The following is a 25,896-nucleotide window of genomic DNA, read 5'->3' as shown; positions in this document are numbered from 1 at the left end:
CTGCGAAGCCCTCACGGAGGATCTGATTCTGAAACGATCAGTAAGCAGGGTAAAGAGCTTTTCGCAGGCGGCCGGCGAGACCTGGCCCCGTTCCATCTCGGCGCCCTTCAGCACGGGTTCGCTCTTCCACCCGGACCGCTCCAAATCCATTGATAAGGAAGGACCGCCGCCCCCTCCGCAGCTGGTTAGGGCCAACGGAAAGGACGGCGGCCAGCAGGTATCGTTTCTTCAGTTCACTCCGAGGTACTCGCACAGCTCCGGTCCGGACTTTTCGGCCAGGGCCAGGAACTCGCCCAGTACGACGGGCTCGTCTGTTTTCAGCGCGAGAATCTCCTCGACTTCGGGAGACATGCGGATCTGAGGCGGTGACATGCTGTTCTGGGCGGAGATCGTGGGGGACTCGCCTGCCGGGATCAACTCGCGGAGGACGTGGGCGACCGCGAAGTCGCGAGGTTCGACAGCGACACCGTGACGCACCCGCGCCACCTCGACCGCCACGGTCAGAAACCGCCGGGCGTCGGAATCCATGGTCCGCATGCGCGCTCCTTCAGGGGGTCAGGTCAGCCGGTCAGGTACTGGGTCCTGGAGTAGAACGTCGAGAGGGTCCAGATGTTCCCGTGCTGACCGAAGTGCGTGCCCTCGGTCCGGTACAGGCATACGCCAGGGAGCTTGGTCGTGTCGTCGTTGACCTGGATGACCTTCTGGGTGTTGTGGCTGATGACCTCCTCACCCCGGTCCCACCATTGGCCGCCGTCCAGAACCTGGACCTGGACCTGAGTGTTGGCCTTGTCGAGGCGATCGGAGCACTTGACGCGGACCATGCCCCGGACGACGTCGGTGCCGACGCTGTAGGGAGCCGGGACGCTCTCGTCCCAGCCGCAGGTGACGTGGTGCTGGGGGCCGGGCCCCCCGCCCTGGGGGCCCTCCGTCGCGTTGGCGGTGCCCCCGAGGGAGGCGAGGCCGACGAGGGCTGCGGCGACGGCCGCGGTACGCAGTTTGTGTAAAGCTTTCAAGGAAATCTCCTTATGTGGACCGCGAGACATTCCCCCTTGCTCCGGAAGAAGCGGATGCCCCCTCGATCTGTACCGGACACTAGCCGGGGCGTGCCGGATTGCGAACCCTTCAACAAGCCAATTGGCGTGAATGCAAAGCACGTTGAAGTTCCGGATATCGCTCGCATCCCCGGCGTCCGCAGGGGGTCCGCCGCAGGGCTCCGTGCTCCGCATAAAGATGAAAATTCTGTGAGCGCCGGCCCGCGTCACTACTCGCTGGAGCGGTTGCGGATGCGGAGTAGTGAAAGTCCCCTAATAAAGGCGACCCCAGCCAATCAAGATCAATCTCACCGGTACTGACTGTTCCGTTGGTCCTACCGACGCCAATTGCATCGGATGCGAATAGGCGACACCCACCCTGGAGGTTGGCCTGGGACCGTCTGGAAGCGGTCCCACTAAGAAGTCATCTCATTTGGCCATTCTGCGGTAGCAGATGAGGGTGCAGGCGATGCTGGTGAAGGCGAGGAAGTGCTCGGCCTTGCGTTCGTATCGACGGTGGAGGCGGCGGCAGCCGGCGAGCCAGGACACGGTCCGTTCGACGACCCATCTGTGGCGGCCGAGCCGTTGCGAGGACTCGATGCCTCTGCGGGCGATGCGGTGCTTGATGCCGCGTTCGCGTAACCATTTCCGCAGGTGGGCGTAGTCGTAGCCCTTGTCCGCATGGAGCTTGCCGGGCTTGCGTCGTCGGCGTCCTCGGCGTGAGCGGATAGGCGGTATGCCGCGAACGAGGGGCTCAAGGGCCTGACTGTCGTGCAGATTCGCGCCCGAGATGCCGACGGACAGGGGCAGCCCCGTCCGCTCGGTGATCAAATGGATCTTCGACCCGAACTTGCCCCGATCGACAGGATTCGGACCCGTCAGGTCCCCCTTTTCAAGGCCCTCATGTTCACCGAGTCGATCGCGCAGCGGGACCAGTCCAGCTCGCCGCGGGCGCCGAGCTCATCGAGGACCAGGCGATGGAGCTTGGCCCACACCCGGGTCTTGCTCCACTCCGAGAAACGACGGTGAGCTGTCGCCCCGGACGGGCCGAACGAGGCGGCGGGCAGCTGCTGCCAGGTACAACCCGACGTGGCCACGAAGACGATCGCGGCAAGCACCTCCCGGTCACCGTGGCGGCGCCGCCCACCGCCCTGAGGCCGCGACGGCGCCTCCGGCACCACTCGCTGGAACAACTCCCACAACTCATCCGGCACCAGCCGTTCAACGATCCCCACCACAACCGACAGCCTACCCGCGAAGCCCAAATGAGATAAATTCTTACAGGGCTAGAGTTCGGAGGTCCAGGCCCCCACGTACCCGGTCGGACGCAGCTACAGCTGAGGCTTTGGATGCCGTTGGCCGCTGCCCCTCAAGGCCGAAGAGGTATCGACGGTTGTGAGGACCGGGGTCAGTGCATGCCTTCTGCCGTCGATGGCGATCGACAGCAGAAGGCATGCCTCGGCCTTGCCGTCGGTCTCCCGCTCGGCCGTCGGTGAGCCCGCTTCGACGAGAATCGGTCGTCTGCGGGTGCATCCGAACGCCGACGTCCTGACGGTCTCCGGACGCTGGATCCGAAAGTCGGGGAGTCGGACACCTACAGGATCGGGACAGCGAGAATGCCCCCGCCCGACCCCTATGGGTTCAGTTCTCCGGTTCGTCGCCAGCGTGGTCGACGATGCCGGCCTTCAGGACGGCCGTGGCGAAGTCGTAGCCCTTGCCGTTCCCAGCGCCCGGGGATGGGTCGCCCGTGGGCGGGAGGCCGTCGGCGCCGATGGGCGGGAGCTCCGCTAGCAGCACTTGCCGCACGCCGAGAAACACGCCGGTCGTCCTGTCGAAGATCAGTGACACCCGCAGGTTGCCGTTCCTGCCAACCACCGCGACGCCGTGCCGCCCCGCCGCGTCGACCTCATCGGCGACCACCCTCGTGCCCGGGATCCTCGCGGCCGTCTCCATGAGCGATCCCGCGACGGTCGGCGGCGCGGTCACGTTCATGAAGATCATCTGGATGTCCCCGAAGGCGAGCTGATGGCGCAGCTCGTCCGTGATCGGCATCCCCACCACCTGCTTGGACCGGTCGGCGGCGAGGAGCTGCTGCAGAAGCCGGTCGGGGTCGGTGGGCAGCGCGGCGACGAACTCGTAGGTCGGGGCGAGGAAGCCGGCCTGCGTGGGGACGTTGCGGCCTGCCCCCAGCGTGGCAGGCCAGGTGACCCGGCCCTTCTCGTCGCCCGGTCCGGACATCGTCGGATCCGCGATCAGGCCCTTGGACCTGCCGTCCACCGCCATCCACATCGTCCGTTCGTGCCTCGACTCGCGAGCCCCGTCCTGGACCATCCGCTGGTAGGTGAACTGGGTGTTCTTCGCGCCCGGGTCCGGGCGGCTCGCGGCGGCCTTGGCGGCCCGGCTCAGCAGACCGGCGGCATCCGTCGGCTCCGACACCGGCGTGGCCGACCCGGTCGGCGCGGCGGGGGCAACGGCCGGGGCGGCGCTGCCGTCGTTTCGGCCCGGGCCGACCAGCGTGACGGCAGCCACCGCGACCACGGCCAGTGGCGACGCGACCCACCACACCAGCTTGCGTCGCGAACCCGTCACCTTCGTCGTCTGTCCGGCGATCTCGCTCATCAAATGCTCCCTCAGCAGCCGGTGGCGGTCGGCAGTGAGCAGCTCGGGTGTGTCGTTCATCGGTTCTCCCCCTGCATCGACCGGGCGGCAACAAGGCCGCCATCCCGTACCTGTCCGGGACCGGTCGCCGGTTCCCGACGGTTCGTCAGTTCTTTTTCAGCGAGCGCGCGCAGCCGGGTGCGGGCCCGGGAGAGGCGGGATCGGACGGTGCCGACCGGAACGCCGAGCGCCTCGGCTGCCGAGGCGTAGTCGAGCCCCACCCAGACGCAGAGCCGGAACACCTCCCGTTCGGAGCGGCGCAGGCTGGGCAGCGCGCGCCGTACCGCCGCCAGCTCGGCGCCCGCGTCGATCCGGGTCACCAACCCCTCGGCGAAGTCCTCCACCGGCTCACGCTCGGCCAGCCGCGCCATCGCGGCCTGGTGCCGCCGGGTGGCCCGTGCGGTGTTGTGCAGCACGTTGGTGGCGATCCCGAACAGCCAGGGCCGCAGGCTCTCGTCCCCCTCGTGGAGTTTCCCGCGCAGCCGCCAGGCCTCCAGAAAGGTCAGCGACACCGCGTCCTCGGCCGCCGCCCAGTCGCCCAGGGTGCGCAGCGCGTAGGCGTAGACGGCCTGCGCGTGCGCGTCGAACAGCTCCCCCAGGGCACTCCGGTCCCCCGCGCGCAGACGCGCCCGTTGTGACAGTTCCATGCCCTTTCCTGTCCGCACCGCCCACCGGGTTCCTGTGAGGCACGTCACATCTCTTGATGGGTGCCGCAGCGCCGGGCTGAGCTTGCTGTTTAACCTCGCCGCGAGATGGGTCGGACGAGCGACTCTGTGAGCCAGCGGAGCCATGCGAGAAGAGGGACCTCGCCCACACCGGCCTGACCATCCAGCCGCCACACCCCACCGAACTTACGAAAAGATCAGTTAAGACGTCATCTCATTTGGCGAGTCTGCGGTAGCAGACTCGCCAAATGAGATGACGTCTAATACTGCAACGGTGCTTGCCGTGACTGGTGGCCAGGTTGCTCGTTGGCCTGGTTATGGGTGGAGATCGTGGCGATGTCGGGTCGTGGGCGGCGGGTCTGGTCGAGTTGCATGAGCGTTTCGTGCATCGGTTTGCCAGGTCGGAGCCGCGGGAGTCGGCTCTTGCCTATATGCGGAGGCTGATAGCTCCGCTGGAGCGCAAGAACGGTTGGACGCTTGCCGAGGAGGCTGGTCACGCGGCTCCCGACCGGATGCACCGGCTGTTGAACCGGTGCGACTGGAACGCGGACGAGGTACTCGACGACGTTCGCGGCTATGCGGTCGAGCATCTCGGCGACCCTGAGGCGGTCCTGATCGTGGACGACACCGGGTTCCTGAAGAAGGGCGTCCGCTCGGCCGGGGTCCAGCGCCAGTACTCGGGAACGGCGGGCCGGACCGAGAACTGCCAGGTCGGTGCCTTCCTCGCCTATGCCCGTGCTCATGGCCGCACATTGATCGACCGCAGGCTGTATCTGCCCACGTCATGGACCGATGACCGAGAACGATGCCGGGCCGCCGGCATCGAGGACACCATCGCGTTCGAGACGAAAGTGGTCATCGCCAAGGCCATGGTCCGCCGGGCGATCGCCGAGAAGATTCCGTTCCGGTGGGTGACCGCGGACGCCGCCTACGGCTTCTCCAAGGGCTGGCGGACCGAGCTCGAGCGGGCGGATGTCTTCCATGTCATGGCCACCACCCGGCACGACACCGTGGTCTCCCGCTGGGCGATGGACCACCCCGTTCACGACCTGTTCAACGGCCTTGCGAGGCAGAAATGGAAGCGCCGTTCCTGCGGGAACGGCGCTCATGGCCTGCGGGTCTACGACTGGGCGAGAGTGGAGGTGAGGCCCTGGCACCGCGAGGACCGCCGGCACTGGGTGATCGCCCGCCGAAGCGTCGGCCGGCCGGACCAGATCTCCTACTACATCGCCTACTGCCCGGCCGAGACCACCCTCGACGAACTCATCCACGTCGCGGGCAGCCGGTGGGCGGTCGAGGAATGCTTCCAGACCGCCAAGCAGGAATGCGGCCTGGACGACTACCAAGTCCGCCGCTACCCCGGCTGGCACCGCCACATCACCCTCGCCATGGCCGCCCACGCCTGCCTCACCGTCCTGAAGGCCCGCGAGGCCGACACGGGGAAAGCAGAAACGGATCCTCCCAGCTCATACCCCTCACCCTCCCCGAACTCCGACGCCTGATCACCCGCCTCACCCACCGCCGACCAGCAACCGTCCAGCACTTCATGCACTGGTCCTACCGGCGCCACCGACGACAACACCAAGCCCGCGTCAGCCACTACAAATCCCGGGTAGCCACCGTCGGCGATCGTGGTGGTCTTGCCGACGGCCGCCTTGGCGCCGGATTCTTCCCACGCCTTGCAGTCGTTGCGGTTCCCGGCGAGCGGCCGGCCGACCACGACGACCAGGCGGGTGTCGGCGTCGATAACAACCTGGTGGTTGGTGGAGTACCGATAGTTCTTCGACCGCTCGGCGATGCTGTGGTCGCGGGTGGGGACCAAAGTGCCGTCCACGATGAGCACGGTGTCCTTGGCGAACCGCTTGCGGGGCTGGAGCGCGAACATCGGCCCGAGGTGGTCGATGATGCGGTCCGCCGCCGACTTGGACACCCCGAACAACGGGGCGATCTGCCGCATGGTCAGGTTCGTACGCCAGTACGCCGCGACCAGTAAGGCCCGATCCTCCAGCGGAAGGCTCCACGGCCGGCCCTTGCGGACCACATCCGCACCCTCACGCCGCAGAACCGTCACCAGCTTCCCGAAGGCGCGCGGGCTCAGCCCGGTGAACAGGGCTATCCAGGACGGCTCCGACGCCGTGATCACACCAGCCACACCAAGATCATCTCACTCGTGACCAGCAGTTACGGACAGCCCTTAGGGACGCTGACCTCGGAACCACGGTAGCGGCCTCCTCGGCGGGCACCTGCGGGTCTCACTCCATCGAGCGATTGAACTACGAAGACGCCCCCGAGTCGCATCTGGTGCGAAATTCTCGCGTCAGATGCGATGGACGGAGGGTGATGGCGGATGGGTAGGGACGGTCCGTTCCAGGGTCTGCTCGGCTGCACCTGATCGACGGTCTGCCGTTGCTGCGGTCGGACGAGCAAGTCTTCAAGGCGATGATCAGAGGCTGGCGCAACCAGCAGCTCGCCCGGAATCTCTCAGTGGGGTACGTCAATGACCAGGAACGCACGGTCCGGGCGTTCACCCGGCACGCCGATGCGATGCCGTGGCAGTGGACGCCGCAGCACGTCGACGAATGGTCAGCCGATCTGCGAGCCGTGCACGGCTGCGCCGCTCCACCCTGCGCAACTACCAGCGCTCAGTGCGGCAGTTCTGCGACTTCCTGACCAACCCAGCCTACGGCTGGAGCGACGAGTGCCTGCGGCACTTTGGTACCCACCCAGTCCAAGTGGTCTACGACTGGAACGCCGCGACGCACGCCGACGAAGCCGAGGGCGAGCCAGAACGACGGGCCTTCACCAAGCCTGAGCTGGAGGCATTCTTCGATCACGCCGACGAGGAGGTCTTGCGCGTTCGCGGCCAGGGCCGCAAGGGCTGGCTGCCGGCCTTCCGGGACTCCGCCTTGTTCAAGGTCGCGTACGCCTACGGCCTGCGACGCAATGAGACCCGAATGCTGGATCTCACCGACTTCGGACGCAATCCGGAGGGCCGGGAGTTCGGTGGGTACGGAACCCTGCTGGTCCGCTATGGCAAGGCCCAGAAGGGGTCGCCGCCCAAGCGCCGCAGCGTGCTGACCGTCTCGCACTGGACGCCCGGCACGATCGAGGAATGGATCAGCGAGGTGCGTCCCGGGATGCGGCACTCGACCAGCCGGGCCCTCTGGCCATCCGAGCGAGGGCCGCGGCTCGGGCTTCAACGCCTGGACTCCCGCTTCGCCGCCTACCGGGATGCCATCGGCCTGGATCCTGCGCTGGAGTTCCACTCGCTGCGCAGGGCCTACATCACCCACCTGATCGAGGGAAGGACCTCCTGATGCCACGACAGATCAGCTACCGGTGGCGCCTGCGCGAGCTGATGGCCGCCCGCGGCACGTTCACCGTCGCCGAACTGTTGCCGCACCTGAGCGAACGCGGCATCACACTGTCCTCCTCCCAGGTCCACCGTCTGGTCTCCGGCATCCCGGAACGACTGTCCCTGCCGGTGTTGGCCACGCTCTGCGACATCCTCGACTGCACGCCCACCGACCTGATCGCCACCTCGGCCCAGAACCTCCCGGCCCTCCGAGCCGCCGGCGAAGAGGCGCCGATTAACCTCGCTGCCCGCCGACCCACACGGGTCCGGCTGACGCCCGAGGGGTGAGCGGTGACGCCGGAGGAGTACGAGCGGTAAATGATCCGCGATTGTGCCCGCTGCGGCCGTCGCGCCTCGAAGTCCGCCGAGTGGTCGGACGGTCCGATCTGTCGAACCTGTTACGACCGCGCGATGCGGGTCCGTGGCCGCTGCCCCTGCTGCGACACCGACCGGCTGCTGCCCGGGCGGGACACCGACGGCGCACCGATCTGCCGTGACTGCGCGGGCATCGTCCGCGACTTCTTCTGCGACCGCTGCGGCTTCGAGGGGCTGCTGCTTGGCGGACGCCTCTGCGAACACTGCACCCTCGCCGATACGCTCGCCCGCCTCCTCGACGATGGCACCGGCCGCGTCGCCCCGGAGTTGCTGCCGTTGGTCAAGATCCTGCTGGAGATGGACCGGCCCAAGAGCCGGCTCATCCGGCTGCGCAACCCCAACGTCGTCCGTCTCCTCCAGGGCCTGGCCACGGGCAGTATCCCGCTCGCCCATGACGGCCTGCACCAGGAAACCCCCTGGCGAACCGTCACTCACCGGCGTGATCTGCTGATGAACAGCACTGTCCTCCCGCGGGTCGACCGGCAGCTCCTGCTCTACCAACGCTGGCTGACCGAACGACTTGCCACCATCGAGGAACCCGAACACCGGCAGCTTCTCCGCCACTTCGCCACCTGGCACCAGATGCGGCGCCTGCGGGCCAAGGCGGAGAAGGGACCGCTGGGACGCTCCCAGAGCAAGCCACACCAAGCAGGAAGTCACCCAGGCCGGCGCCTTCCTCGCGTGGCTCGCCGGCCGAGGACGGGCGATCGGGCAGTGCCAGCAGGCCGACATCGACGCCTGGCACACCGAGTGCGTGGCAACCCGCCGTCCGACCCAGTCGTTTCTGCGGTGGTGCATGAAGAGCGGCCGGATGCCCCGCCTCACGCTGCCGCCCGCGGTCATCACTCAGGATTCGGAACCGCTGCACCAGCACCGCCGGCTCGCGATCCTCCGCCGGGTCCTCAACGACGACTCCTTGCCCCTGCGGGCCCGGGGTCACCGCCGCCCTCGTTCTCCTCTACGCGCAGCCCGTCAGCCGCATCGTCCGCCTCACCGCCGACGACGTCATCGACGACGAGACCGTCGTCACCGTCCGGCTGGGAGACCCGCCGTCCCCGCTGCCGGAGCCCGTCGCCGACCTGATGCGGGCCTACATGCGGTCTCGCCAGCACCTGCCCTACGCCAGCAGTAGGAGTTCACAATGGCTCTTCCCCGGTCGTCAGCCCGGACAGCCGATGAACCCGGTCAGCCTGCAAGTCCATCTGCGTGAGATCGGCGTCCCTCCGCAGCGCGGCAGGACCTCCGCGATCCGTCAGCTCGTCCTCCAAGCCCCGGCCCCCGTCATCGCAAGGGCACTCGGCTATCACGACAAGCCCGCCACCCGCCTGGTCACCGAGGCTGGCGGAACCTGGAGCCGATACGCCTCCGGTGACCACACACGGTGAGTTCTCGTTCCACTCCAGCTGGCATGTCTCGTCACTCGGGGAAAGTGAAGCCCAGTTCGCGCAGGCGGGGCAGGCAGGCTTCGAGGCACTGCTCCACCGACGCAGCATCGGTACGCACGAGGATGTCGTCACGCAACGGGGCGCCACTGGCCACGAACGTCCAGGGCTTCCGCCTCTCTGCCATCCGCTCAGCATCAGCCTTGAACAGCACGGTTATGCCCTGTTCGGCCAGCGCCTCCATGATCGCGACAATGTCCACCGGTGACCCCTCCAGAAGCGGCTCGAACACACCACGGTGAACCTATCCGTCCGAGGACGGACCACGAACACCGGCCTCGCCACCCAGAGTGACCAACCAGAGCCGTCCAAGCTGGAACACGCGACACCTCAACATGCGGGCCTATCGGTCTACCAGTCTCACACCCGGATCAGCGGGGCAGGATGCGCAGTACTGCCTCGCGTTCGCCGCTGAGCCGCAGGCCTTGCTGTACTGCGGCGCTCAGATCGAGGTCGCCGAGCAGGGTCGCGGCCAGCAGGTGCGGCGGTCCGGTCAGTGACGCGGTGGGGTGGTCGACCCGGCCGGCGTGTGTGTGCACCGAGCCGTCCTTGACTTCGATAACCAGGTCCTCGCTGCCGTCGGCGTGCAGTTGCAGGGCGATTGCCGGTTGGTCGGGGCGGTGGTCGGTCAGTGCCCGGGCGGGCATGTCCAGCCAGTGGGTGCGGAAGGTGTCGCTGCCGCCCGGCTCACGCAACAGCGGCATGCCCCACTGGCTCAGCTCCCGCAGCACCGGCTCCAGCTCGCGGCCACGCTCGGTGAGGGAGAACAGGGTGGTGGCCACCGGCGGCGGGGCGGCCTCGCGGTGGATCAGGCCGGCTTCCTCGAGTTCGCGGAGCCGGTCGACCAGCAGGTTGCTGGCGATCCCGGGCAGCCCGTTGCGCAGGTCGGTGTGCCGGCACGGACCCAGGGCGAACAGTTCACGGACGATCAGCAGGGTCCATCGGTCGCCGATGGTGTCCAGTGCTTTTGCGATGCCGCAGTACTGCCCGTAGGTGCGCATGCCACCACCCTACATCGCGGTGTTGAGATTCAAAAGTCTCTTGTTGACTTTCTCAACAAAATCGGTCTAGCGTCGCTGCCCATGACCCCCACCCTTTCCGTGCGTCGGCTGGCCTGGGCCGGCGTCGAGATCCGTCTCGGCGACACCCGCCTGCTGATCGACCCGCTCGAGAACGTCGCTCCGCTGGCGCCGGTGATGGGGCCGCCGCACCGGCCGGTCGACCCGGTCGATACCCCGCCCGGCACCCACGCCCTCATCACCCACCTGCACCCCGACCACTACGACCACGACCTGATCGCCCGGATCGCGGCCACCGGCACGATCGGCTGCCACACCCCGAGCGCGGCGGCGCTGCACGAGGCGGGCATCACCCCCGTTGCCCAGGACCTGGGCCAGTCACGCCGCATCGGAGAGCTGACCGTCACCCCGGTGACCTCGCTGGACTGGCGCGGCAACGACTGTGACCAGGTCGCCTGGGTCGTCGAAGGCGCCGGCCGGCGGGTCATCCACTGCGGCGACACCCAGTGGCACGGCAGCTGGTGGCAGATCGCCCGCGACCACGGCCCGTTCGACGTCGCGTTCGTCCCGGTCAACGGCGTCATCGCCCACTTCGAGGGCTACGCGGCCAACGTCCCGGCGACCATGACCCCCGAGCAGGGCGTCGAGGCCGCCGTCGCACTCGGCGCCGGCACCGTCTGCGCCATGCACTACGGCCTGTTCCACAACCCGCCGTTCTACACCGAACAACCCGACATCGAGCAGCGCTTCCAACACGCCGCCGACGAGCGCGGCATCACCGCGGCCCTCATCGCCGACGGCCAGCCCGTCCTCTGACCATCAGAAACAAGGAGCAACACATGAAGATCGTCCTGTTCGGTGCCAGCGGCAACATCGGCCGGCCCGCCACCGAGGAACTACTGCGTCGCGGCCACACCGTCACCGCGGTCACCCGAGCCGGCCACGTCGACGGACTCGAGCACAAGGCCCTGACCGTGACCACCGGTGACGTCACAGACGCCGCCGCGGTCGCCGGCCTCGCCGCCTCCCACGACGCCGTACTGTCGGCCGTCGGCCCCCGGATCGGCCAGGAGAACGACCGCGCCACGATCGTCGGTGCCGCCCGTGCGCTGATCGACGGACTCCGCCGAGCCGGCGTCACCCGCCTGGTCACCATCGGCGGTGCCGGTAGTCTGCGCACGCCGACCGGAGCCCGGGTCATGGACGACCCGGACTTCCCCGCGCTGTGGAAGGCCAATGCCGAGGCCCAGTCCGAAGCGCTCGACCTCTACCGCGGCGTGCACGACCTCGACTGGACGTACGTGTCGCCCGCCGCAGTCATCGGAGCGGGCGAGCGGACCGGGGCCTACCGCAGCGCCGGGGACACCCTGCTCACCGACGACGACGGCAACAGCCGCATCTCGTACGCCGACTACGCGATCGCCTTGGCCGACACGATCGAGAGCGGCACCGCGATCCGCCGCCGCATCACCGTGGCGTACTGAGCCATGAGCAACGACGCCGCCGGCCGGCACACCCGATTCATCGTCCTGCTCGCAGCGCTCGTGGCCCTGGGACCACTGTCCATCGACGGCTACCTGCCCGGACTGCCGGACCTCGCCGGCGACCTGCGCGCCAGCGCCGCGGCCACCCAGCTCACCATCACCGCCTGCCTGGCCGGGCTGGCCATCGGGCAGCTGATCGCCGGGCCGCTGAGCGACACCTACGGCCGGCGGCGTCCGTTGCTGGCGGGCCTCGCCCTCTACACGATCGCCAGCGCGCTCTGCGCGGTGGCGCCCGACGTCCGGACCCTCGTCGGCCTACGCCTGGTCCAGGGCATCGGCGGGGCGTTCGGCATCGTCATCGCCAACGCCATGGTCCGCGACCGCACCTCCGGAACCCGCACCGCACGTCTCTTCTCCACACTGACCTTGATCACCGGCCTGGCGCCGGTGTTCGCGCCGGTCCTCGGTGGCCAGCTACTGCGCGTCACGGCCTGGCCGGGGATCTTCGTGAGCCTGGCCGTACTCGGCGCCGTGATGCTGGCGGCCTCCGCCGCAGGACTGCCGGAGACCCGGTCCTCCGCGTCACGCCAGCCGCTGCTGGCTGTCGTCGGGCAGCTGCTCAGCGACCGGGTCTTCACCGGGTACGTCCTGGCCAACGGCCTGGTCTTCGCGGCGATGTTCGCCTACATCTCCGGCTCGCCGTTCGTCCTGCAGGAAATCCACGGCCTGTCACCGCAGCAGTACAGCGCCGTGTTCGCCGTCAACGCCGCCGGACTCATTGCGGCCGCCCAGATCAGCGGCCGGCTGGTGGCCCGGGCCGGCGCCCGCGTGCTGCTGCTCGCCGGTCTGCTGGGCGCAACAGCCGGTGGCACCACGGTCCTGGGCGCGGTGCTGACACGGGCACCCCTGCCCGTGCTCCTGATCGGCCTGTTCGTCCTGGTCTCCAGCGTGGGCCTGGTCATGCCGAACGCCGCGGCCCAGGCCCTGGCCGACCACGGCGGACACGCCGGGTCGGCAGCCGCTCTGCTCGGCTTCAGCCAGTTCATGTTCGGCGGGGCACTTGCTCCGCTGGCCGGCGCGGGTGGCGCCACCGACGCCTTGCCGATGGGAATCATCGTCGCCGTGCTGCCGGCGCTCGCTCTGCTCACACTCGGCGTCCTCACCCGGTCGATGCCCGGTGAGCGCACTCGCAGGCCGGCTCGCCAAGGACCTGCCGGGCACCGGCGACCGCGCCGGCACATCGATCGCAAACGAGCCGGCATCCAATGAATCGGGCCAGCGTCTGGCGAACAGGGTGATTCCGCGATCAGCGTCACAGACGTACGACGACGGTCGGGTGCAGCGACGCGTGGAACGCGAAAGATCGGCGTCCCGCCGCAACGAGGCAGGACCTCCGCGATCCGCCAGCTCGTCCTCCAAGCCCCGGCACCCATCATCGCGAAGGCACTCGGCTACCACGACAAGACCGCCACCCCCCTGGTCACCGAAGCCGGAGGAACCTGGAGTCGATATGCACATGGCGACCACACACGCTGACAGGAGCGACGTGGCTGCTCTGGTGAGCCAAGCTCCCGCGACCGGCCCGATGGCAGTACCAGGTGACAGGCTCTGCCTCCATGAACAAGCAGCAGTTCTGGCAGCTCATTGAGGCAGCCCGCAATCAGGCGATCCTTTCTGGGCCGCTGCTTACCTTGCCAACGGTGGGTGCTCTGACGACGGCTTCGACTACTTCCGCGGCTGGCTGATCGCTCAGGGCTGTGAACGTCACAAGACGAGGTCCAACAGCGGAGAACGAGACTCCCGGATCACTGTCGGTCATCTCATCGGGCCATGCACACACCTCGGCTGACGAATGCGCGACACCTCAACATGCGCGCCTACCAGTCAACCGCCGTCACTCGATCAACCGAACGGCCGGGCAACCACTCCTCGATCGTCATGTGTCGGCCAGGAGGCGCGCCGCTGCTTCAGCGAAGCGGTCAACAGCGCCTTCTAGCTTGGCAAAGAGGTTTCGAACGGTATGCCCCGGGCGGTCTTAGACCGTGTCCTATGTGGTGAGGCGGACGAGTCGCCTGTAGCAGCAGATGGCCGCGGCGAGACCGAGGAAGGCCAGGTAGTTGCGGGGATGGCGTTCGTAGCGGTGGTTGAGTCTGTGGTAGCCGGTCAGCCAGGACATGGTCCGTTTGATGACCCACCGGCGGCGCCCGAGCCGTTCTGATGACTCGATGCCTTTGCGGGCGGCGACGCGGACGCCGACCCGCTTCCCACAGAGCCATTTCCGCAGTTCAGGTATGTCGTATGCCTTGTCGGCATGGAGGCGCTGGGGCTTGAAGTGGCGGCCGCGGTGGGGGTCGTGTCTCGTTGGGTGACCGAGCACCAGGGACTTCAGTGCCTGGCTGTCGTGGGTGCTGGCGGCCGAGACGCCGGCGACCGGGGGCAGTCCGGCCGCGTCCGACAAGACGTGCAATTTGGAGCCCGGCTTGCCCTGCTCCACGGGACTCGGGCCTGTGAGTTCGCCCCTTGTTTGGCCCGTACGTGGGCGGAGTCGAGGACGGCGCGGGACAGGTCGAGCAGGCCGGCGTCGTCGAGTCGGTGCAGGATCTCCTCGTGCAGTCGGCCCCAGACTCCGGCCCGTGACCAGATCAGGAACCGGCGATGGGCTGTCGACTTCGATATCCCGAAACACGGCGGCAGTGCCCGCCAGGCACAGCCGGAGACCAGCACGTAGATGATCGCCGCGAACAGCGTCTCATCAGGCGTGTCCTGCGTTCCACCGCCCTGCGGTCGAACCTTCGACGGCGGGATCAGCGGCTCCGCGATCTCCCACAACCCGTCCGGAACAATCCAACTCCACGTACCCCGCCCCATACCGAGGTCAACGACACCTCACCACAAGGACACGGTCTTAGTGCGCATTTCAACGGTTCGAGTTTCAGGAACGCCATCGCCGAGATGTGTGTTCGGTGCCGCCGTGTAAGCCTGGAAGTGACGCGTTGCAACTTCGCGGGGTGCCCTAAAGCCAGCGTGATGACCGCTACTAGTGGCACTGGAGGATCGCAATGCTGAACAGCACCGACAGCAAGGCAATTCAAACCACTCGGGCCTGGGCCGGCCTCCTCGTCGTGCTCTTCGGCGATGTCGGCATCGCGCTAGCCGCGATTCTGGTTGCGCTCCATCTCAAGGAAGGCCCCGAGGCGGCAGTAGCCATTCTCACCAGCGCATTTACCGCAATAACTGCGATGACTTCGGCGTACTTTGGGATTAGAGCGGCCGCAAATACAGCTCAATCCGCTGTAGCTGGAATTCAGTCTGGCGGCGGGCAGGGCACTCAAGGCAAACAACTGGGTGGACAATAGTTGACCTCTCGGGGATGTACGTCCCGCGCACTCGACTCCGCCACCGGCTGGGGGCCGGATGAGGGCGGATGGCCCTCGGAGGGCATATGGGCCGGCCGAACCCCAATGACCGCGCGTGTCGCGCTCTGGCTCTCCCCGCGCGCCTGTCGTGGGCGGCGAACAGCGGAATATCGACACCGTCGTCTGCGCGTGGGCGGGGCACGGCGACCCGTCGTTCACCAAGCGGTCTCCGTCCACCCCGACCCCCAGAGCCTCGAGGTCGAATCGGACGAGCTGGGCGAGCTGGGCGAGCTGATGGCCGGCGCGGCGTGATCGTCAGCGTCCGGGACGAAAAGTGACACGACAGCCCCAGATAACGCACAAGAGCCCTGCCTCACCGAAGTGAGACAGGGCTCCGAGATGCGACTCGAGGCGAACCTCTCGTCGGGACGACAGGATTTGAACCTGCGACCCCTTGACCCCCAGTCAAGTGCGCTACCAAGCTGCGCCACGTCCCGTTGTGCCTGCGACCTGGGGTTTCCCCCTGCTCGGCGGCACATGCAGAACATTACCCCACGGCGAGGGGTGTGCATGCACGGGTAATCGGTGCGGGGGAGGATGGGGTGGTGAACGCACGGGATCGAGACGTCGACGGGCGGGCGCGCAGTGCGCGTCCCAGGGATGGGCTGGGGCGACCCCTCGCCTACGGGGTGGCCGGCGTGGAACGGCAGCCCGAGGGGGTGGTGCGCTCCCCCGCGGAGACCGTGCGGGAGGCGCAGCGGCTGTTGGACGCCGGGATGCCGTTCCATGCGCACGAGGTGTTCGAGGACGCCTGGAAGTCCGGCCCCGAGGCCGCGGCCCCGCTGTGGCGGGGGCTCGCGCAGCTCGCCGTCGGGTTGACGCACGCCGCGCGCGGCAACGCCGTGGGCGGGTCCCGGCTGCTGCGGCGCGGGGCCGCCGGGATCGAGGGGCTGGACGGGCGGCCGTACGGGGTCGACGTGCCGGGCCTGGTCCGGTGGGCCGGGGAGCTGGCCGGCCGGGTGGCGGACGGTGGCCCGGCCGTCGATGCCGCGCGCGAGGCGCCGAGGCTGGGAAGCTAGGCGGCGGGCTGGAGGAGGTCCCAGCGGTTGCCGTACAGGTCTTCGAAGACGGCGACGGAGCCGTACGGCTCGTGGCGCGGCTCCTCCAGGAAGCGGACGCCCTCGGCGGTCATCCGGGCGTGGTCGCGGGCGAAGTCGTCGGTGTACAGGAAGTGGCCGACGCGGCCGCCCGTCTGGTCGCCGACCCGGGAGCGCTGGGCCTCGTCCTTGGCCCGGGCCAGCAGGAGCGCGGATTCGGTGGCGCCGGGCGGGCGGACCACGACCCAGCGGGAGCCGTCCGGGCGGGCGGTGTCCTCGGCGAGGTCGAAGCCGAGGGCACGGGTGTAGAAGTCGATGGCCTCGTCGTAGTCGTTGACGAGGAGGGCCGTGAGGGCGATGTGCGAGGGCATGCCCTCATTGTGTGCCCACGAGGACCACTTCCAGGGTGCGGGGGCCGTGGACGCCCTCCACCCGGTCGAGTTCGATGTCGCTGGTGGCGGAGGGGCCGGAGATCCACGTCAGCGGGCGGGCCGGGTCGAGGAGCGGCAGGGCCTGCGGGACGGAGTCCACCACCTGGTCCGGGACCCGGACCACGCAGATGTGGTGGTCCGGGATCAGGGTGATGCGCCGCCGGCCCTGGCCGGGGCCGCCGTCGAGGACGATCGTGCCGGTCTCGGCGACGGCCAGGGCGCAGCCGGTGACCACGCTGTCGACCCGGTCCAGCTCGTACGGGGTGGAGGCCGCCCGGTCGGGTACGCGGGTGGGGCCCCCGGCCGGGAGCCAGTGCGGGGGCAGGCCGGGCGGGACGAGCACCGACCGGGCGCCCCGCGCGCCCAGGAGCCGCGCCAGCAGCGCGGGCAGCGCCTCCGCATCCGTGCGGTGGACCAGGGCCCGGTACTCGGCGAGGTGGGCGGCGAGCAGGTCCACCCGCTCCGCCGGGGTCCGGTCGCCGTGGACGGGGAGGTAGTCGCGGGGGATCGCCACCGCGGGCGCGTCGTCGCGCAGCGCCCGGCGGATCCGGCCCAGGATGCGGTCCTTGCTGCTCATCGCGGGTCGCTCCGTTCCCGGTCCCACCAGTCGCGGAAGGACTGCGCCGCCACGGTGGGCAGTTCGCGGCTGTCGGTCCAGGCCCGCCCGGCTCCGGGGAGCCGGCGGGGCGCCAGCCGTCGCGCCCTGGCCAGCAGGCGCTCCCCCGCGCGCAGGGCCCCCGGGTGGTCCAGGAGCAGCCGGGCGGCACGCATGGCGGCCCGTTCGGCGGTGTGGCCGTCGGCGGGGCGGAGCGTGACGCGGATGCCGGCGCGGGTCACCGGGCCGCCCTGGGCGACCCGTTCGCGGAGGTGGACGAGGACCTCGGGGATGTCGATGGCGACCGGGCAGACCTCGTAGCAGGCTCCGCACAGGGTGGACGCGTAGGGCAGCGAGGCGTCGACCGCACTGCCGGTGCCGCGGAGTTGGGGGCTGAGGATCGCGCCGATGGGGCCCGGGTAGACGGAGCCGTAGGCGTGTCCGCCGGCACGCTCGTAGACCGGGCAGACGTTGAGGCAGGCGGAGCAGCGGATGCAGCGCAGGGCCTGGCGGCCGGTCGCGTCGGCGAGGGTGTCGGTGCGGCCGTTGTCGAGGAGGACGAGGTGGAAGGCGGCGGGCCCGTCGCCTTCCGCCCCTCTTGAAGGGCCCAGACCGGTCCACATCGTCGTGTACGGGTTCATCCGCTCGGCCGTCGAGGAGCGCGGCAGCGTCTGGAGGAAGATCTCCAGGTCGCGGAAGGTCGGGACGACCTTCTCGATGCCGACGACGGAGATCAGCGTCTCGGGCAGGGTCAGGCACATCCGGCCGTTCCCCTCGGACTCCAGGACGACCATCGTGCCGGTCTCGGCGACCATGAAGTTGGCCCCGGACACGCCGACCTTGGCGCGCAGGAACTTCTCGCGCAGGTGCAGGCGCGCCGCCTCGGCGAGTTCCCGCGGGTCGTCGCCGAGCGGTTCGGGCGCCGGCCGGCCCCAGGCGGCCATCTCGGCGCGGAAGACGTCGCGGATCTCGGCCCGGTTGCGGTGGATGGCCGGGACCAGGATGTGGGAGGGGCGGTCGTGGCCGAGCTGCACGATGAGTTCGGCGAGGTCGGTCTCGTACGCGGCGATCCCGGCGGCCTCCAGGGCCTCGTTGAGCCCGATCTCCTGGGTGGCCATGGACTTGACCTTGACGACCTCGCGCTCGCCGGTCGCGCGGACCAGCTCCGTGACGATCCGGTTGGCCTCGGCCGCGTCGGCGGCCCAGTGGACGGTGCCGCCGGCCGCCGTGACCGCTTCCTCCAACTGCAGCAGGTAGCGGTCGAGATGGCGGAGGGTGTGGTCCTTGACGGCCTTGCCCGCGGCGCGCAGCCGGTCCCAGTCCGCGAGTTCGGCGACGGCCCGCGCCCGTTTGTCGCGGATGGTGTGCGTGGCGTGCCGGAGGTTGGCGCGCAGCACCTCGTCCCGTACGGCCTCCCGCGCGGCGGCGGGGAAGGTCTGGAAGTCGGGAGAGTCGGGGAAGTCGGGGAAGCTGGGCATGCCCAGGTACGTACCGGTCACGACAGCGGTTCCTCCTCGGTCGCGGCCAGGATCTCGGCGAGGTGCAGGGTCCGCAGCGGGCTGTCCGCGCGGCGCAGCAGGCCGTCCAGGTGGGCGAGGCAGGAGTTGTCGGCGCCGCACAGCACCTGGGCGCCGGTGCCGGCCACTGCCGTGATCTTGTCGGTGCCCATGGCGGTCGAGACGTCCGGGTTCTTGACGGCGAAGGTGCCGCCGAAGCCGCAGCACTCCTCGGCGCCCGGCAGCTCGACCAGGTCCAGGCCCTTGACCGCGGCCAGCAGCCGTCGCGGCCGGTCCCCGAGCCCCAGGGAGCGCAGGCCGTGGCAGGAGGGGTGGTAGGTGACGGTGTGCGGGAAGTACGCGCCGACGTCGGTCACCCCGAGCACGTCGACCAGGAATTCGGTCAGCTCGTACACGCGCGGCGCGAGCGCGGCGGCCGCCTCGGCGAGCTCGCTGCCGCGGCCCTCGGCCGCCGCCTTGCGGCCGATGCGGGGGTAGTGCTCGCGGATCATCGCGGCGCAGGATCCGGAGGGGGTGACGACGTACTCGTGTTCCGCGAAGGCCCGCGCGGTGCGCCGCACCAGTGGTTCGGTCTCGTAGCGGTAGCCGGTGTTGTACTGCGGCTGCCCGCAGCAACTCTGGGCTTCCGGGAAGTCCACGCCGACCCCGAGCCGCTCCAGGAGGCGTACGACGGCGATCCCGGTTCCCGGGTAGAGCGCGTCGTTGACGCAGGTGACGAACAGCGCGGCTCGCATGATGGGCACAATAGCCCGGTGAAGAAGTTCTCAGTGATCGGCATAGGCGCGGGCGACCCGGACCATCTGACCCTCCAGGCGGTCAGGGCGATCGGCGCGGCGGACGCATTCCTCATCCTGGAGAAGGGCGAGGAGAAGGCGGATCTGACCGGGCTGCGGCGCGCGATGCTCGACGCGCACGCCCGCCCCGGCCACCGGCTGGTGGAGGGCCGCGACCCGGACCGGGACCGGACGCCCGCCGACTACGCCCCGACGGTGGACGGCTGGCGCAGCGCGCGGGCCGAGCTCTTCGAGCGCTTCATCGCCGAGGACCTGGCGGACGGCGAGACCGGGGCGTTCCTGGTCTGGGGCGATCCCTCCCTCTACGACTCCACGCTCGCGATCCTCGACGAGGTGCTGGAGCGCGGCCGGGTGGCCTTCGAGCACGAGGTCGTGCCCGGCATCAGCAGCATCTCGGCGCTGCTGGCACGGCACCGGACCAACCTGAACCGGGTCGGGCGCCCGGTCCAGATCACCACCGGCCGCCGGCTGGCGGCGGGCTGGCCGGACGACGTGGACGACGTGGTGGTGATGCTCGACGCGCGGCACGCCTTCACCGCCCATCTGGACCAGGACCTCTTCATCTATTGGGGGGCCTACGTGGGCACCCCGGACGAGATCCTGGTCTCGGGCAAGCTCGCGGAGGTCGCCGGACGGATCGAGGAGCTGCGCACCGAGGCCCGTGCCCGCAAGGGTTGGATCATGGACACGTACCTGCTCAGGCGCGGCTGAGGTAGGTCGGGAGGACGGCGGCGAGGCGTTCGTACTCCTCGGGCCGGTTGTAGATCTGGCCGCAGACGCGGATGCCGCCGCCGCCCGGCCAGGGCCAGATCAGCACCCGGATGCCCTGCTCGGCCGCGATCCGTTCGCGCAGCTCGCGGGCCCGCTCCGGGGTGTCGGCGACCCCGGGCGGCAGGCGCAGGGTGCGCATGGCGAGGGCCTCGCCGTGCGGGAGCGGGGTGAGCCCGGGGAGCTCGGCGAGCAGGGCCGCTCCGTGGGCGGCCAGCGCGCTGTTGTGGGCCCGGACCTTGGCCGCGTCGAGGCGTTCGAGCAGGTCCAGCCCCTCGGGGGCGGCGAGCCAGCCGGTGTAGTCGGCGGTGGCGCGGTTCTCGACGGAACGCGGGAATCCGTGCTGGTCCTCCCAGGACGGTACGAGCGCCCTGATCCGGGGGCGGTGCTGCGGGGCGACGGCCAGGACCGCGCTGCCGGAGGGCGCGTAGCCCCATTTGTGGAGGTTGCCGAACCAGAAGTCGGCGCCGCCCGCGAGGGGGTCGGCGAGCATGCCCAGGGCGTGGGCGCCGTCGACGACGGTGGTGATCCCGCGTTCGCGCAGGTCGGCGAGGAGCCGGGGGGAGGCGATGATGCGGGCGGTGGGCGAGCTGACGTGGTCGAGCACGGCCACCCTCGTACGGGGGGTCAGCGCGGCCAGCACGGTCTCGCGCACGGCGTCCTCGTCGGGCAGGTGGGGATCCAGGGCGACGGTGGTGACCGGGGCGCGGCGGGCGGCGGCCGCGACGACGGTGCCGTAGCCGTGGTCGGTGACCAGGATCTCGTCGCCTTCGGCGAGGGGGACGGCGTCCAGGGCGAGGTTGGCGCCCTCGGTGGCGTTGGCGATGAAGGCGATGCCGTCGGGGTCGGCGCCGAGGTGTGCGGCGATCCGGGTACGGGCCTCGGCGAGGCGGTCCGGGACGGCGATGAAGAAGGCGTCGGGGTCGGCGTGGACCTCGGTGCGGAACGCGGCCTGGGCCTCCTGGACGGGGAGGGGCACCGCGCCGAAGGAGCCGTGGTTCAGGTGGGCGACGCGGGGGTCGAGGCGGAACAGGGCGGGCCCGCCGGGGAACTCCTGGGCGGACCCGGCGGGACGTATCGGCTCGGTCACTGCTCCTCCGGGGATGCGGCGCGGCTGTCCTCCGGATCATCTCCCGGCGCCGCCGGCTCCGGTAGACCGCCGTCGTGCGTCGCGTCAGCGTGGGCACCGCCATGGGTACCACCGAAGGCGCGGCGTCCGTACGCGAGCAGCTCGCGCGCGGCGGGGCCGGGCGCGGTGCGCCAGACCAGGCAGAGCAGGGCGGGGATGTCGATGTCGTCGATGACGCGGGCGGTGAGCCGGTCGCGGTAGGCCTCGGCCATGGATGCACTGAGGACGGCGACGCCCAGCCCGCGCGCGGCGAGGTCGGCCATCGCGTCGGCGGCCCCCGCCTGCAGGGCGACGGTGGGCTCGAGGCCCTGAGCGGCGCAGGCCTGGTCGAAGACCGCGCGCAGGCCGGTACCGGTGGGCATGCAGATCACCGGATGGTCGCCCAGGTCGCGCAGGGTGACGCGGGGCCGGTGCACCAGCGGGTGTCCGGGCGGGACGGCGATGACGAGCCGCTCACTGACGATCGTCAGGGCCTCCAGCCCGGCCGGGGCGGCGGTCGCCGCCCCGATGAGCGCCACATCGACCGTACCGGCGCGGACCCCCTCGGCGAGCCGGTCGGAGTCGTCCTCCAGCAGGGCGATCTCCACGCCGGGATGGGCCCGGTGGAAGGCGGCGAGGGCATCGAACAACGGGGTGACGGTGCAACCGACGACCATGCCGACCGTGAGCCGGCCCCGGATGACGCCCGCCACGTCCCCCACCGCCTGGCCGACCGCCTCCGCGGCGGCGAGCGCGGCCCGGGCGGGTGCGAGCGCGGCCGCTCCGGCGGGGGTGAGGGTGGCGGTGCGGGCCGAGCGGTCGAACAGTTCGGCGCCCAGTTCCCGCTCCAGCCGGCGGATCTGGGCGCTGACCCCGGACTGGCTGATGTGCACGCGCTCGGCCGCCCGGGTGAAGTTCTGTTCTTCGGCGACGGCGACGAAGTAGGCGAGCTGCCTCAGTTCCATGACGGGAGATTCTAGTTGCCAGAAGATCCATCTGTTGGACTTCTGGTACGGGATGGGGCCAGCCTGGAGGTACGAAGCGCAGCGGAGGGAACGACCCGTGGAGGAAGTCGTGTACGAGAAGGCCATGCACCCCGAGGACATCACCCGCCTGTTCGTCGAGCGTTCCAACGCCGGCGACGCGGCTGGGGTCGCCGCGCTCTACGAGGAGGACGCGGTGATGGCGTACCCGCCCGGGGAGCGGACCGTGGGCCGCAAGGCGATCCGGGCCCTGTGGGAGCAGGTGCTGGCCCACCGCCCGGTCTTCGAACCCGAGGAGCCGCTGCCGACGCTGGTCAGCGGTGACGTCGCACTCACCTCGACCCCGCCGAAGGACGGCTCCGGCGCCCGCGCGCAGGTCGTCCGGCGCCAGCCCGACGGCAGCTGGCTGCGCCTGCTCGACCAGCCCGAATTCGCCCCTCCGGCCGGCTAGGCCGACCGGGCCCCGCGGGCCCCGCGTGCCGACCGGGCCGACCGGGCCGAGCGGGGTTGCGCGCGCAGGTCCGGCAGTCGGGCGCAGTCTCCGGATTCGGCCAGGCCCTCGCCCAGGGCCAGGAGCGAGAGGAGCTGCACGGGTCGGCCGGCCGTGGCCGCGGCCTCCAGTTTGTGGTGGCCGTCGAGGAGGAAGTGCGTCAGGCCCCAGTGCCGGTAGTGGTCGCTCCCCGGCCCGATCGCGGGCTCGCACACGTCGAGCGTCGAGACCGCCACGGCCGTCGGGACCGTTCCCCGCGCCATCAGATCGACGTACTCCGCGACGCGCTCCCGGTCGTTCCACGTCGGGGGCACCATGGGGACGACGAACTCGTAGAGGTGGGCGGAGGCGTCGACCGCGGTATCGAAGGTGCGGTAGTACGGCGTGTGCGGGTACTCCGGGAGGCCCCAGAACTGGTCGAGCCCCCAGGTGGCCACCTGCTCGCCGCCGAAGTAGTCGCCGTCCCCGCCGGGGACGACCCGGCGGGGTTCCACGCGGAGCAGCAGCGGGAGGTACTCGCCCTCCGGCAGCAGCGCACCGAACGCGGCGATCACACCGCCGTCATCGAGATCGGCCAGGGGGCCGGTGAGGTGTTCCCCGATTCCCTTCAGCGACAGCGTCTGCTGGGCGGTCGGCAACCGGCGGAACAGGAACGGGCAGGTTCCGCACCAGAAGCTGAGTTCGAAGGCGGGTTCCCCGTCGACCGTCAGCAACCTGCGCCCGGGCCCGCCCCCGGTCTCCCTCCGTTCCGCCTCGAACCGCAGCCGCGCATCGGGGGCCGGTACGCCGAGCCTGCGCGGTCTGCCCGCTTCGATCATCACGGGCCGACCGTACGGGACGGATCGGCGCCACCTGCTGCCGGGTGCGGCAGGAGCACCGGTCGTCAACTCTCCCTAGGAGTCGCGTCCGCTGGTGGCCGCGTAGTACTGGAGGTCCTGCACCTCAACCTTGTGGTCCACCCGGTACGGCAGGTCGACCTTCACGCCGGCCTTCCCGTCCCGGACGACCTGCGCCGAGCTGGTGCCCGCCTTCAGCGGCAGCAGCTGCGAGTGGATCCCGGCGGGGGCCTCGTGACTGCCGTCTACGGTGCCGACGGCAGTCCGGACGGCTGCGGCCCCGGTGAGGAAGCTGAGCACCTCCACCTTGTCCCGGGGCGGGGCGCTCCCCTTGCGGAGCGACATCACCAGCGACTGGTCGCCCGTCGGGTCGGCGTCCGCGAATTGCGTGCGCGCGGAGAGGTAGAGGGTGTCCCGGACGATCTCCGGCCAGCTGCCCGTCTTGAACCTGGTCAGGTAGTACGAGGTCAGGTCCAGGTACGCGTAACCGTTGTGCAGGGAGGGGGCGAACTGACTGCCCTCCGAGTAGTCGTTCCAGGTGGTGAGCTGCACCCAGTCGGCGCCGTCCTCGATGGCGTGCGTCCAGGTCGAGCGCAGGGTCGCGGTGTTGCCCGCCTCGTCGTAGATGCCCTGGTTGGGGCGCGCGTCCTGGACCGACACCGGCTGCATCCAGATCTTGCCCATGTCGTGGGCCCGCTGGACGTCGCGCGTGGAGCTCTCCTGGCCGACGTAGCTGCGACTGCCCCACTCGGAGAAGCCGTGGCTGATCGGGGCGAACTCGCCGCTGTGGGCGCCGAAGTCCAAGAAGAGCGGGACGAAGGCGGTGCGGATGCCGTGCGCGGACTTCAGTCGGGCGATGACCTCGTTCCACCAGGCCACGCTCTTCTCCTCCGCCTTGAAGGGGGAGACCACGAGGCGGCCGTCGGGGAGCCGGTGCGCGGCGGAGGCGTCGGCGAGCGTGGCGATCGCCTCGGCGAGCACCGCCGGGTCGTCGGTCTTCAGCGAGGTCATGTCCGGCATCAGCATGATCTTGAAGCCCGGGTCCACCGAACGGGCCGCCGCCATCAGCAGGTTGCAGCGGTCCCAGTTCTTGCCGGAGAGGGAGAGCAGGTCGAGGGTGAAGCCGTCGATGCCCGCCGCGCGGGCCGTGCGCACCTCCTGCTGGAGGTTGGCGTACTCCCAGTCGCCGCTCTTCGGGGTCACGGGCAGCGGCCGGTCGCGCAGCAGGCCGCCGTACCGGTCGTGCTTCCCGTTCTCGCCATCGGGGTTCAGGTAGTTGCGGGTGTAGTAGTCCCGGTCCGCGGCCGCGTTGTCGAGGGAGAGCGGGTAGGGGGTGAAGTAGTGGGCGAACACCAGCTTCTTGCCCGCCGCGCCGGAGCGCAGGGCGGCCGGCTGGGGCATGTCGAAGGGCAGGGCTCCGGTGGGGCGTTCGGCCCCGGAGTCCACCGCTTCCTTGGGGTTGCCCTTGGCGGCCGCGCCCTCGGTGGGCGCCGGGGGCCCGGTGGGCGAGGGGGTGGCCGCGCCGGGTGTGACGGGAGCGCTGCTGGTCGCGGTGGCCGCCGGCAGGCCCGCGCCGGGGGCCGAGGCGTCCTGCACGGAACCCGCGTCGCGGGGGTCCCAGGCGATTCCGGTGGCCGCGCAGACACCGACGAGGAGGAAGCCGGAGAGCAGCGCGGCGAGGAGCGACCTGCGGCCCCGGAAGGCCGGCCGGCGCCGGTGCGACACCGGTCCGGACGCCTGGCCCGCGCCCGATGCCCGCCTGCCGGCACGATGCTGTGCTCGCCGGTCCGTTCGCCGGTCCGCTGTCATTCTGGTTCCTCCCGCGCATACGCCCCTACGAGGGGCTGCACAGCAGTAGAGCCCAATCCCGGCTTCCGGACAACCGTTCCCAG

27 protein-coding genes, 1 tRNA gene and 2 pseudogenes are annotated in these 25,896 nt (G+C 70.0%); 12 read left to right on the top strand and 18 right to left on the bottom strand.

Annotated features, from left to right (window positions below; all coding sequences use genetic code 11):
* Positions 1–228 precede the first annotated feature (228 nt).
* The 5 genes from OG594_RS36955 to OG594_RS36935 form a co-directional block, all read right to left on the bottom strand.
* A complete protein-coding gene (locus OG594_RS36955; RefSeq protein WP_266606770.1) occupies positions 229–537 on the bottom strand; it encodes a hypothetical protein in 309 nt (102 codons plus the stop codon).
* Positions 538–560: 23 nt separating this feature from the next.
* Complete coding sequence (locus OG594_RS36950) at positions 561–1,013, bottom strand: hypothetical protein (protein ID WP_266606769.1); 453 nt, start codon at positions 1,011–1,013, stop codon at positions 561–563.
* 447 nt (positions 1,014–1,460) lie between these two features.
* Positions 1,461–2,260, bottom strand: a protein-coding gene (locus OG594_RS36945) for an IS5 family transposase (RefSeq protein ID WP_266608756.1) whose coding sequence is annotated in 2 segments (ribosomal slippage) — positions 1,461–1,921 and positions 1,921–2,260 — 801 coding nt in all. Because the reading frame shifts where the segments join, the coding sequence is not laid out codon by codon here.
* A 412-nt stretch (positions 2,261–2,672) separates the two neighbouring features.
* Entirely contained in the window at positions 2,673–3,710 is a 1,038-nt protein-coding gene (locus OG594_RS36940) for a CU044_5270 family protein (protein WP_266606768.1), read from the bottom strand.
* On the bottom strand, positions 3,707–4,336 hold the full coding sequence (locus tag OG594_RS36935; RefSeq protein WP_266606767.1) for an RNA polymerase sigma factor: 630 nt from the start codon (positions 4,334–4,336) through the stop codon (positions 3,707–3,709). The genes OG594_RS36940 and OG594_RS36935 overlap by 4 nt, the downstream gene beginning before the upstream one ends.
* A gap of 335 nt (positions 4,337–4,671) precedes the next feature.
* Between OG594_RS36935 and OG594_RS36930 the strand changes: the two genes are divergently transcribed.
* The gene (locus OG594_RS36930) at positions 4,672–5,856 is read left to right on the top strand and encodes an IS701 family transposase (RefSeq protein ID WP_266606766.1); all 1,185 of its coding nucleotides are present in this window, start codon (positions 4,672–4,674) and stop codon (positions 5,854–5,856) included.
* Positions 5,857–5,960: 104 nt separating this feature from the next.
* Here OG594_RS36930 and OG594_RS36925 read toward each other — a convergent pair.
* Positions 5,961–6,506, bottom strand: a pseudogene (locus OG594_RS36925) (transposase family protein); the annotation flags it as partial.
* 403 nt (positions 6,507–6,909) lie between these two features.
* Between OG594_RS36925 and OG594_RS36920 the strand changes: the two are divergent.
* A complete protein-coding gene (locus OG594_RS36920) occupies positions 6,910–7,671 on the top strand; it encodes a site-specific integrase (protein ID WP_266606765.1) in 762 nt (253 codons plus the stop codon).
* On the top strand, positions 7,671–7,997 hold the full coding sequence (locus OG594_RS36915; protein WP_266606764.1) for a helix-turn-helix transcriptional regulator: 327 nt from the start codon (positions 7,671–7,673) through the stop codon (positions 7,995–7,997). The genes OG594_RS36920 and OG594_RS36915 overlap by 1 nt, the downstream gene beginning before the upstream one ends.
* Before the next feature lie 1,503 nt (positions 7,998–9,500).
* On the opposite strand, the gene OG594_RS36910 is transcribed toward OG594_RS36915, so the two are convergent.
* Together OG594_RS36910 and OG594_RS36905 are read right to left on the bottom strand one after the other, a co-directional pair.
* Complete coding sequence (locus OG594_RS36910) at positions 9,501–9,728, bottom strand: hypothetical protein (RefSeq protein WP_052877024.1); 228 nt, start codon at positions 9,726–9,728, stop codon at positions 9,501–9,503.
* A gap of 169 nt (positions 9,729–9,897) precedes the next feature.
* Positions 9,898–10,527, bottom strand: a complete 630-nt coding sequence (locus OG594_RS36905; RefSeq protein ID WP_266606763.1) for a helix-turn-helix domain-containing protein — start codon at positions 10,525–10,527, stop codon at positions 9,898–9,900.
* An 81-nt stretch (positions 10,528–10,608) separates the two neighbouring features.
* Between OG594_RS36905 and OG594_RS36900 the strand changes: the two genes are divergently transcribed.
* The 4 genes and pseudogenes from OG594_RS36900 to OG594_RS36885 all read left to right on the top strand — a co-directional run.
* Complete coding sequence (locus tag OG594_RS36900) at positions 10,609–11,361, top strand: MBL fold metallo-hydrolase (RefSeq protein WP_266606762.1); 753 nt, start codon at positions 10,609–10,611, stop codon at positions 11,359–11,361.
* A 23-nt stretch (positions 11,362–11,384) separates the two neighbouring features.
* Positions 11,385–12,029, top strand: coding sequence for an NAD(P)-dependent oxidoreductase (locus OG594_RS36895; RefSeq protein WP_266606761.1), 645 nt, complete (start codon positions 11,385–11,387; stop codon positions 12,027–12,029).
* Positions 12,030–12,032: 3 nt separating this feature from the next.
* Entirely contained in the window at positions 12,033–13,298 is a 1,266-nt protein-coding gene (locus tag OG594_RS36890) for a multidrug effflux MFS transporter (RefSeq protein ID WP_266606760.1), read from the top strand.
* Between the two features lie 347 nt (positions 13,299–13,645).
* Positions 13,646–13,791: pseudogene (locus OG594_RS36885) on the top strand (DUF4240 domain-containing protein); the annotation flags it as partial.
* Between the two features lie 285 nt (positions 13,792–14,076).
* Here OG594_RS36885 and OG594_RS36880 read toward each other — a convergent pair.
* Positions 14,077–14,897, bottom strand: a protein-coding gene (locus OG594_RS36880) for an IS5 family transposase (RefSeq protein WP_266606759.1) whose coding sequence is annotated in 2 segments (ribosomal slippage) — positions 14,077–14,549 and positions 14,549–14,897 — 822 coding nt in all. Because the reading frame shifts where the segments join, the coding sequence is not laid out codon by codon here.
* Between the two features lie 191 nt (positions 14,898–15,088).
* On the opposite strand from OG594_RS36880, the gene OG594_RS36875 reads away from it, so the two are divergent.
* Both OG594_RS36875 and OG594_RS36870 read left to right on the top strand, forming a co-directional pair.
* Complete coding sequence (locus OG594_RS36875; protein ID WP_266606758.1) at positions 15,089–15,385, top strand: hypothetical protein; 297 nt, start codon at positions 15,089–15,091, stop codon at positions 15,383–15,385.
* 189 nt (positions 15,386–15,574) lie between these two features.
* The gene (locus OG594_RS36870) at positions 15,575–15,697 is read left to right on the top strand and encodes a hypothetical protein (RefSeq protein ID WP_266606757.1); all 123 of its coding nucleotides are present in this window, start codon (positions 15,575–15,577) and stop codon (positions 15,695–15,697) included.
* Between the two features lie 111 nt (positions 15,698–15,808).
* Here the strand turns inward: OG594_RS36870 and OG594_RS36865 are convergent.
* Positions 15,809–15,882: transfer RNA gene (locus OG594_RS36865), tRNA-Pro, on the bottom strand.
* A 108-nt stretch (positions 15,883–15,990) separates the two neighbouring features.
* Between OG594_RS36865 and OG594_RS36860 the strand changes: the two genes are divergently transcribed.
* Positions 15,991–16,464 (top strand): DUF309 domain-containing protein, encoded by a 474-nt coding sequence (locus OG594_RS36860; protein ID WP_266606756.1) that lies wholly within the window; start codon positions 15,991–15,993, stop codon positions 16,462–16,464.
* Here OG594_RS36860 and OG594_RS36855 read toward each other — a convergent pair.
* The 4 genes from OG594_RS36855 to OG594_RS36840 are packed head-to-tail and all read right to left on the bottom strand — an operon-like array spanning position 16,461 to position 19,759.
* Positions 16,461–16,853 (bottom strand): VOC family protein, encoded by a 393-nt coding sequence (locus tag OG594_RS36855; protein ID WP_266606755.1) that lies wholly within the window; start codon positions 16,851–16,853, stop codon positions 16,461–16,463. The two genes, OG594_RS36860 and OG594_RS36855, sit on opposite strands and share 4 nt — an antisense overlap.
* Before the next feature lie 4 nt (positions 16,854–16,857).
* A complete protein-coding gene (locus tag OG594_RS36850) occupies positions 16,858–17,490 on the bottom strand; it encodes an LUD domain-containing protein (protein ID WP_266606754.1) in 633 nt (210 codons plus the stop codon).
* Entirely contained in the window at positions 17,487–18,986 is a 1,500-nt protein-coding gene (locus OG594_RS36845; RefSeq protein ID WP_266608754.1) for a lactate utilization protein B, read from the bottom strand. Before OG594_RS36845 ends, OG594_RS36850 begins: the two co-directional genes overlap by 4 nt.
* A gap of 17 nt (positions 18,987–19,003) precedes the next feature.
* On the bottom strand, positions 19,004–19,759 hold the full coding sequence (locus tag OG594_RS36840) for a (Fe-S)-binding protein (RefSeq protein WP_266606753.1): 756 nt from the start codon (positions 19,757–19,759) through the stop codon (positions 19,004–19,006).
* A gap of 18 nt (positions 19,760–19,777) precedes the next feature.
* Here OG594_RS36840 and cobF point away from each other — a divergent pair, with 18 nt between their 5' ends.
* Positions 19,778–20,530 (top strand): precorrin-6A synthase (deacetylating), encoded by a 753-nt coding sequence (gene cobF, locus OG594_RS36835; protein WP_266606752.1) that lies wholly within the window; start codon positions 19,778–19,780, stop codon positions 20,528–20,530.
* Here cobF and OG594_RS36830 read toward each other — a convergent pair.
* Positions 20,517–21,677, bottom strand: coding sequence for an aminotransferase class V-fold PLP-dependent enzyme (locus OG594_RS36830; RefSeq protein WP_266606751.1), 1,161 nt, complete (start codon positions 21,675–21,677; stop codon positions 20,517–20,519). The genes cobF and OG594_RS36830 overlap by 14 nt on opposite strands.
* Complete coding sequence (locus tag OG594_RS36825) at positions 21,674–22,660, bottom strand: LysR family transcriptional regulator (RefSeq protein WP_266606750.1); 987 nt, start codon at positions 22,658–22,660, stop codon at positions 21,674–21,676. The genes OG594_RS36830 and OG594_RS36825 overlap by 4 nt, the downstream gene beginning before the upstream one ends.
* A gap of 124 nt (positions 22,661–22,784) precedes the next feature.
* Here OG594_RS36825 and OG594_RS36820 point away from each other — a divergent pair, with 124 nt between their 5' ends.
* Positions 22,785–23,129 carry a nuclear transport factor 2 family protein gene (locus OG594_RS36820; protein WP_266608752.1) on the top strand — a complete coding sequence of 115 codons (345 nt, stop codon included), beginning with the start codon at positions 22,785–22,787 and terminating at the stop codon, positions 23,127–23,129.
* Here OG594_RS36820 and OG594_RS36815 read toward each other — a convergent pair.
* Positions 23,126–23,986 (bottom strand): hypothetical protein, encoded by an 861-nt coding sequence (locus tag OG594_RS36815; RefSeq protein WP_266608750.1) that lies wholly within the window; start codon positions 23,984–23,986, stop codon positions 23,126–23,128. The genes OG594_RS36820 and OG594_RS36815 overlap by 4 nt on opposite strands.
* A 75-nt stretch (positions 23,987–24,061) precedes the next feature.
* On the bottom strand, positions 24,062–25,729 hold the full coding sequence (locus OG594_RS36810) for a glycoside hydrolase family 71 protein (protein WP_266606749.1): 1,668 nt from the start codon (positions 25,727–25,729) through the stop codon (positions 24,062–24,064).
* Between the last annotated feature and the right edge of the window lie 167 nt (positions 25,730–25,896).

Source organism: Streptomyces sp. NBC_01214 (assembly GCF_026340975.1).
Taxonomy (GTDB): Bacteria; Actinomycetota; Actinomycetes; order Streptomycetales; family Streptomycetaceae; genus Streptomyces.
Note: the sequence above shows the minus strand (reverse complement) of the source record. Positions and strands in the feature narration are given on the sequence as shown.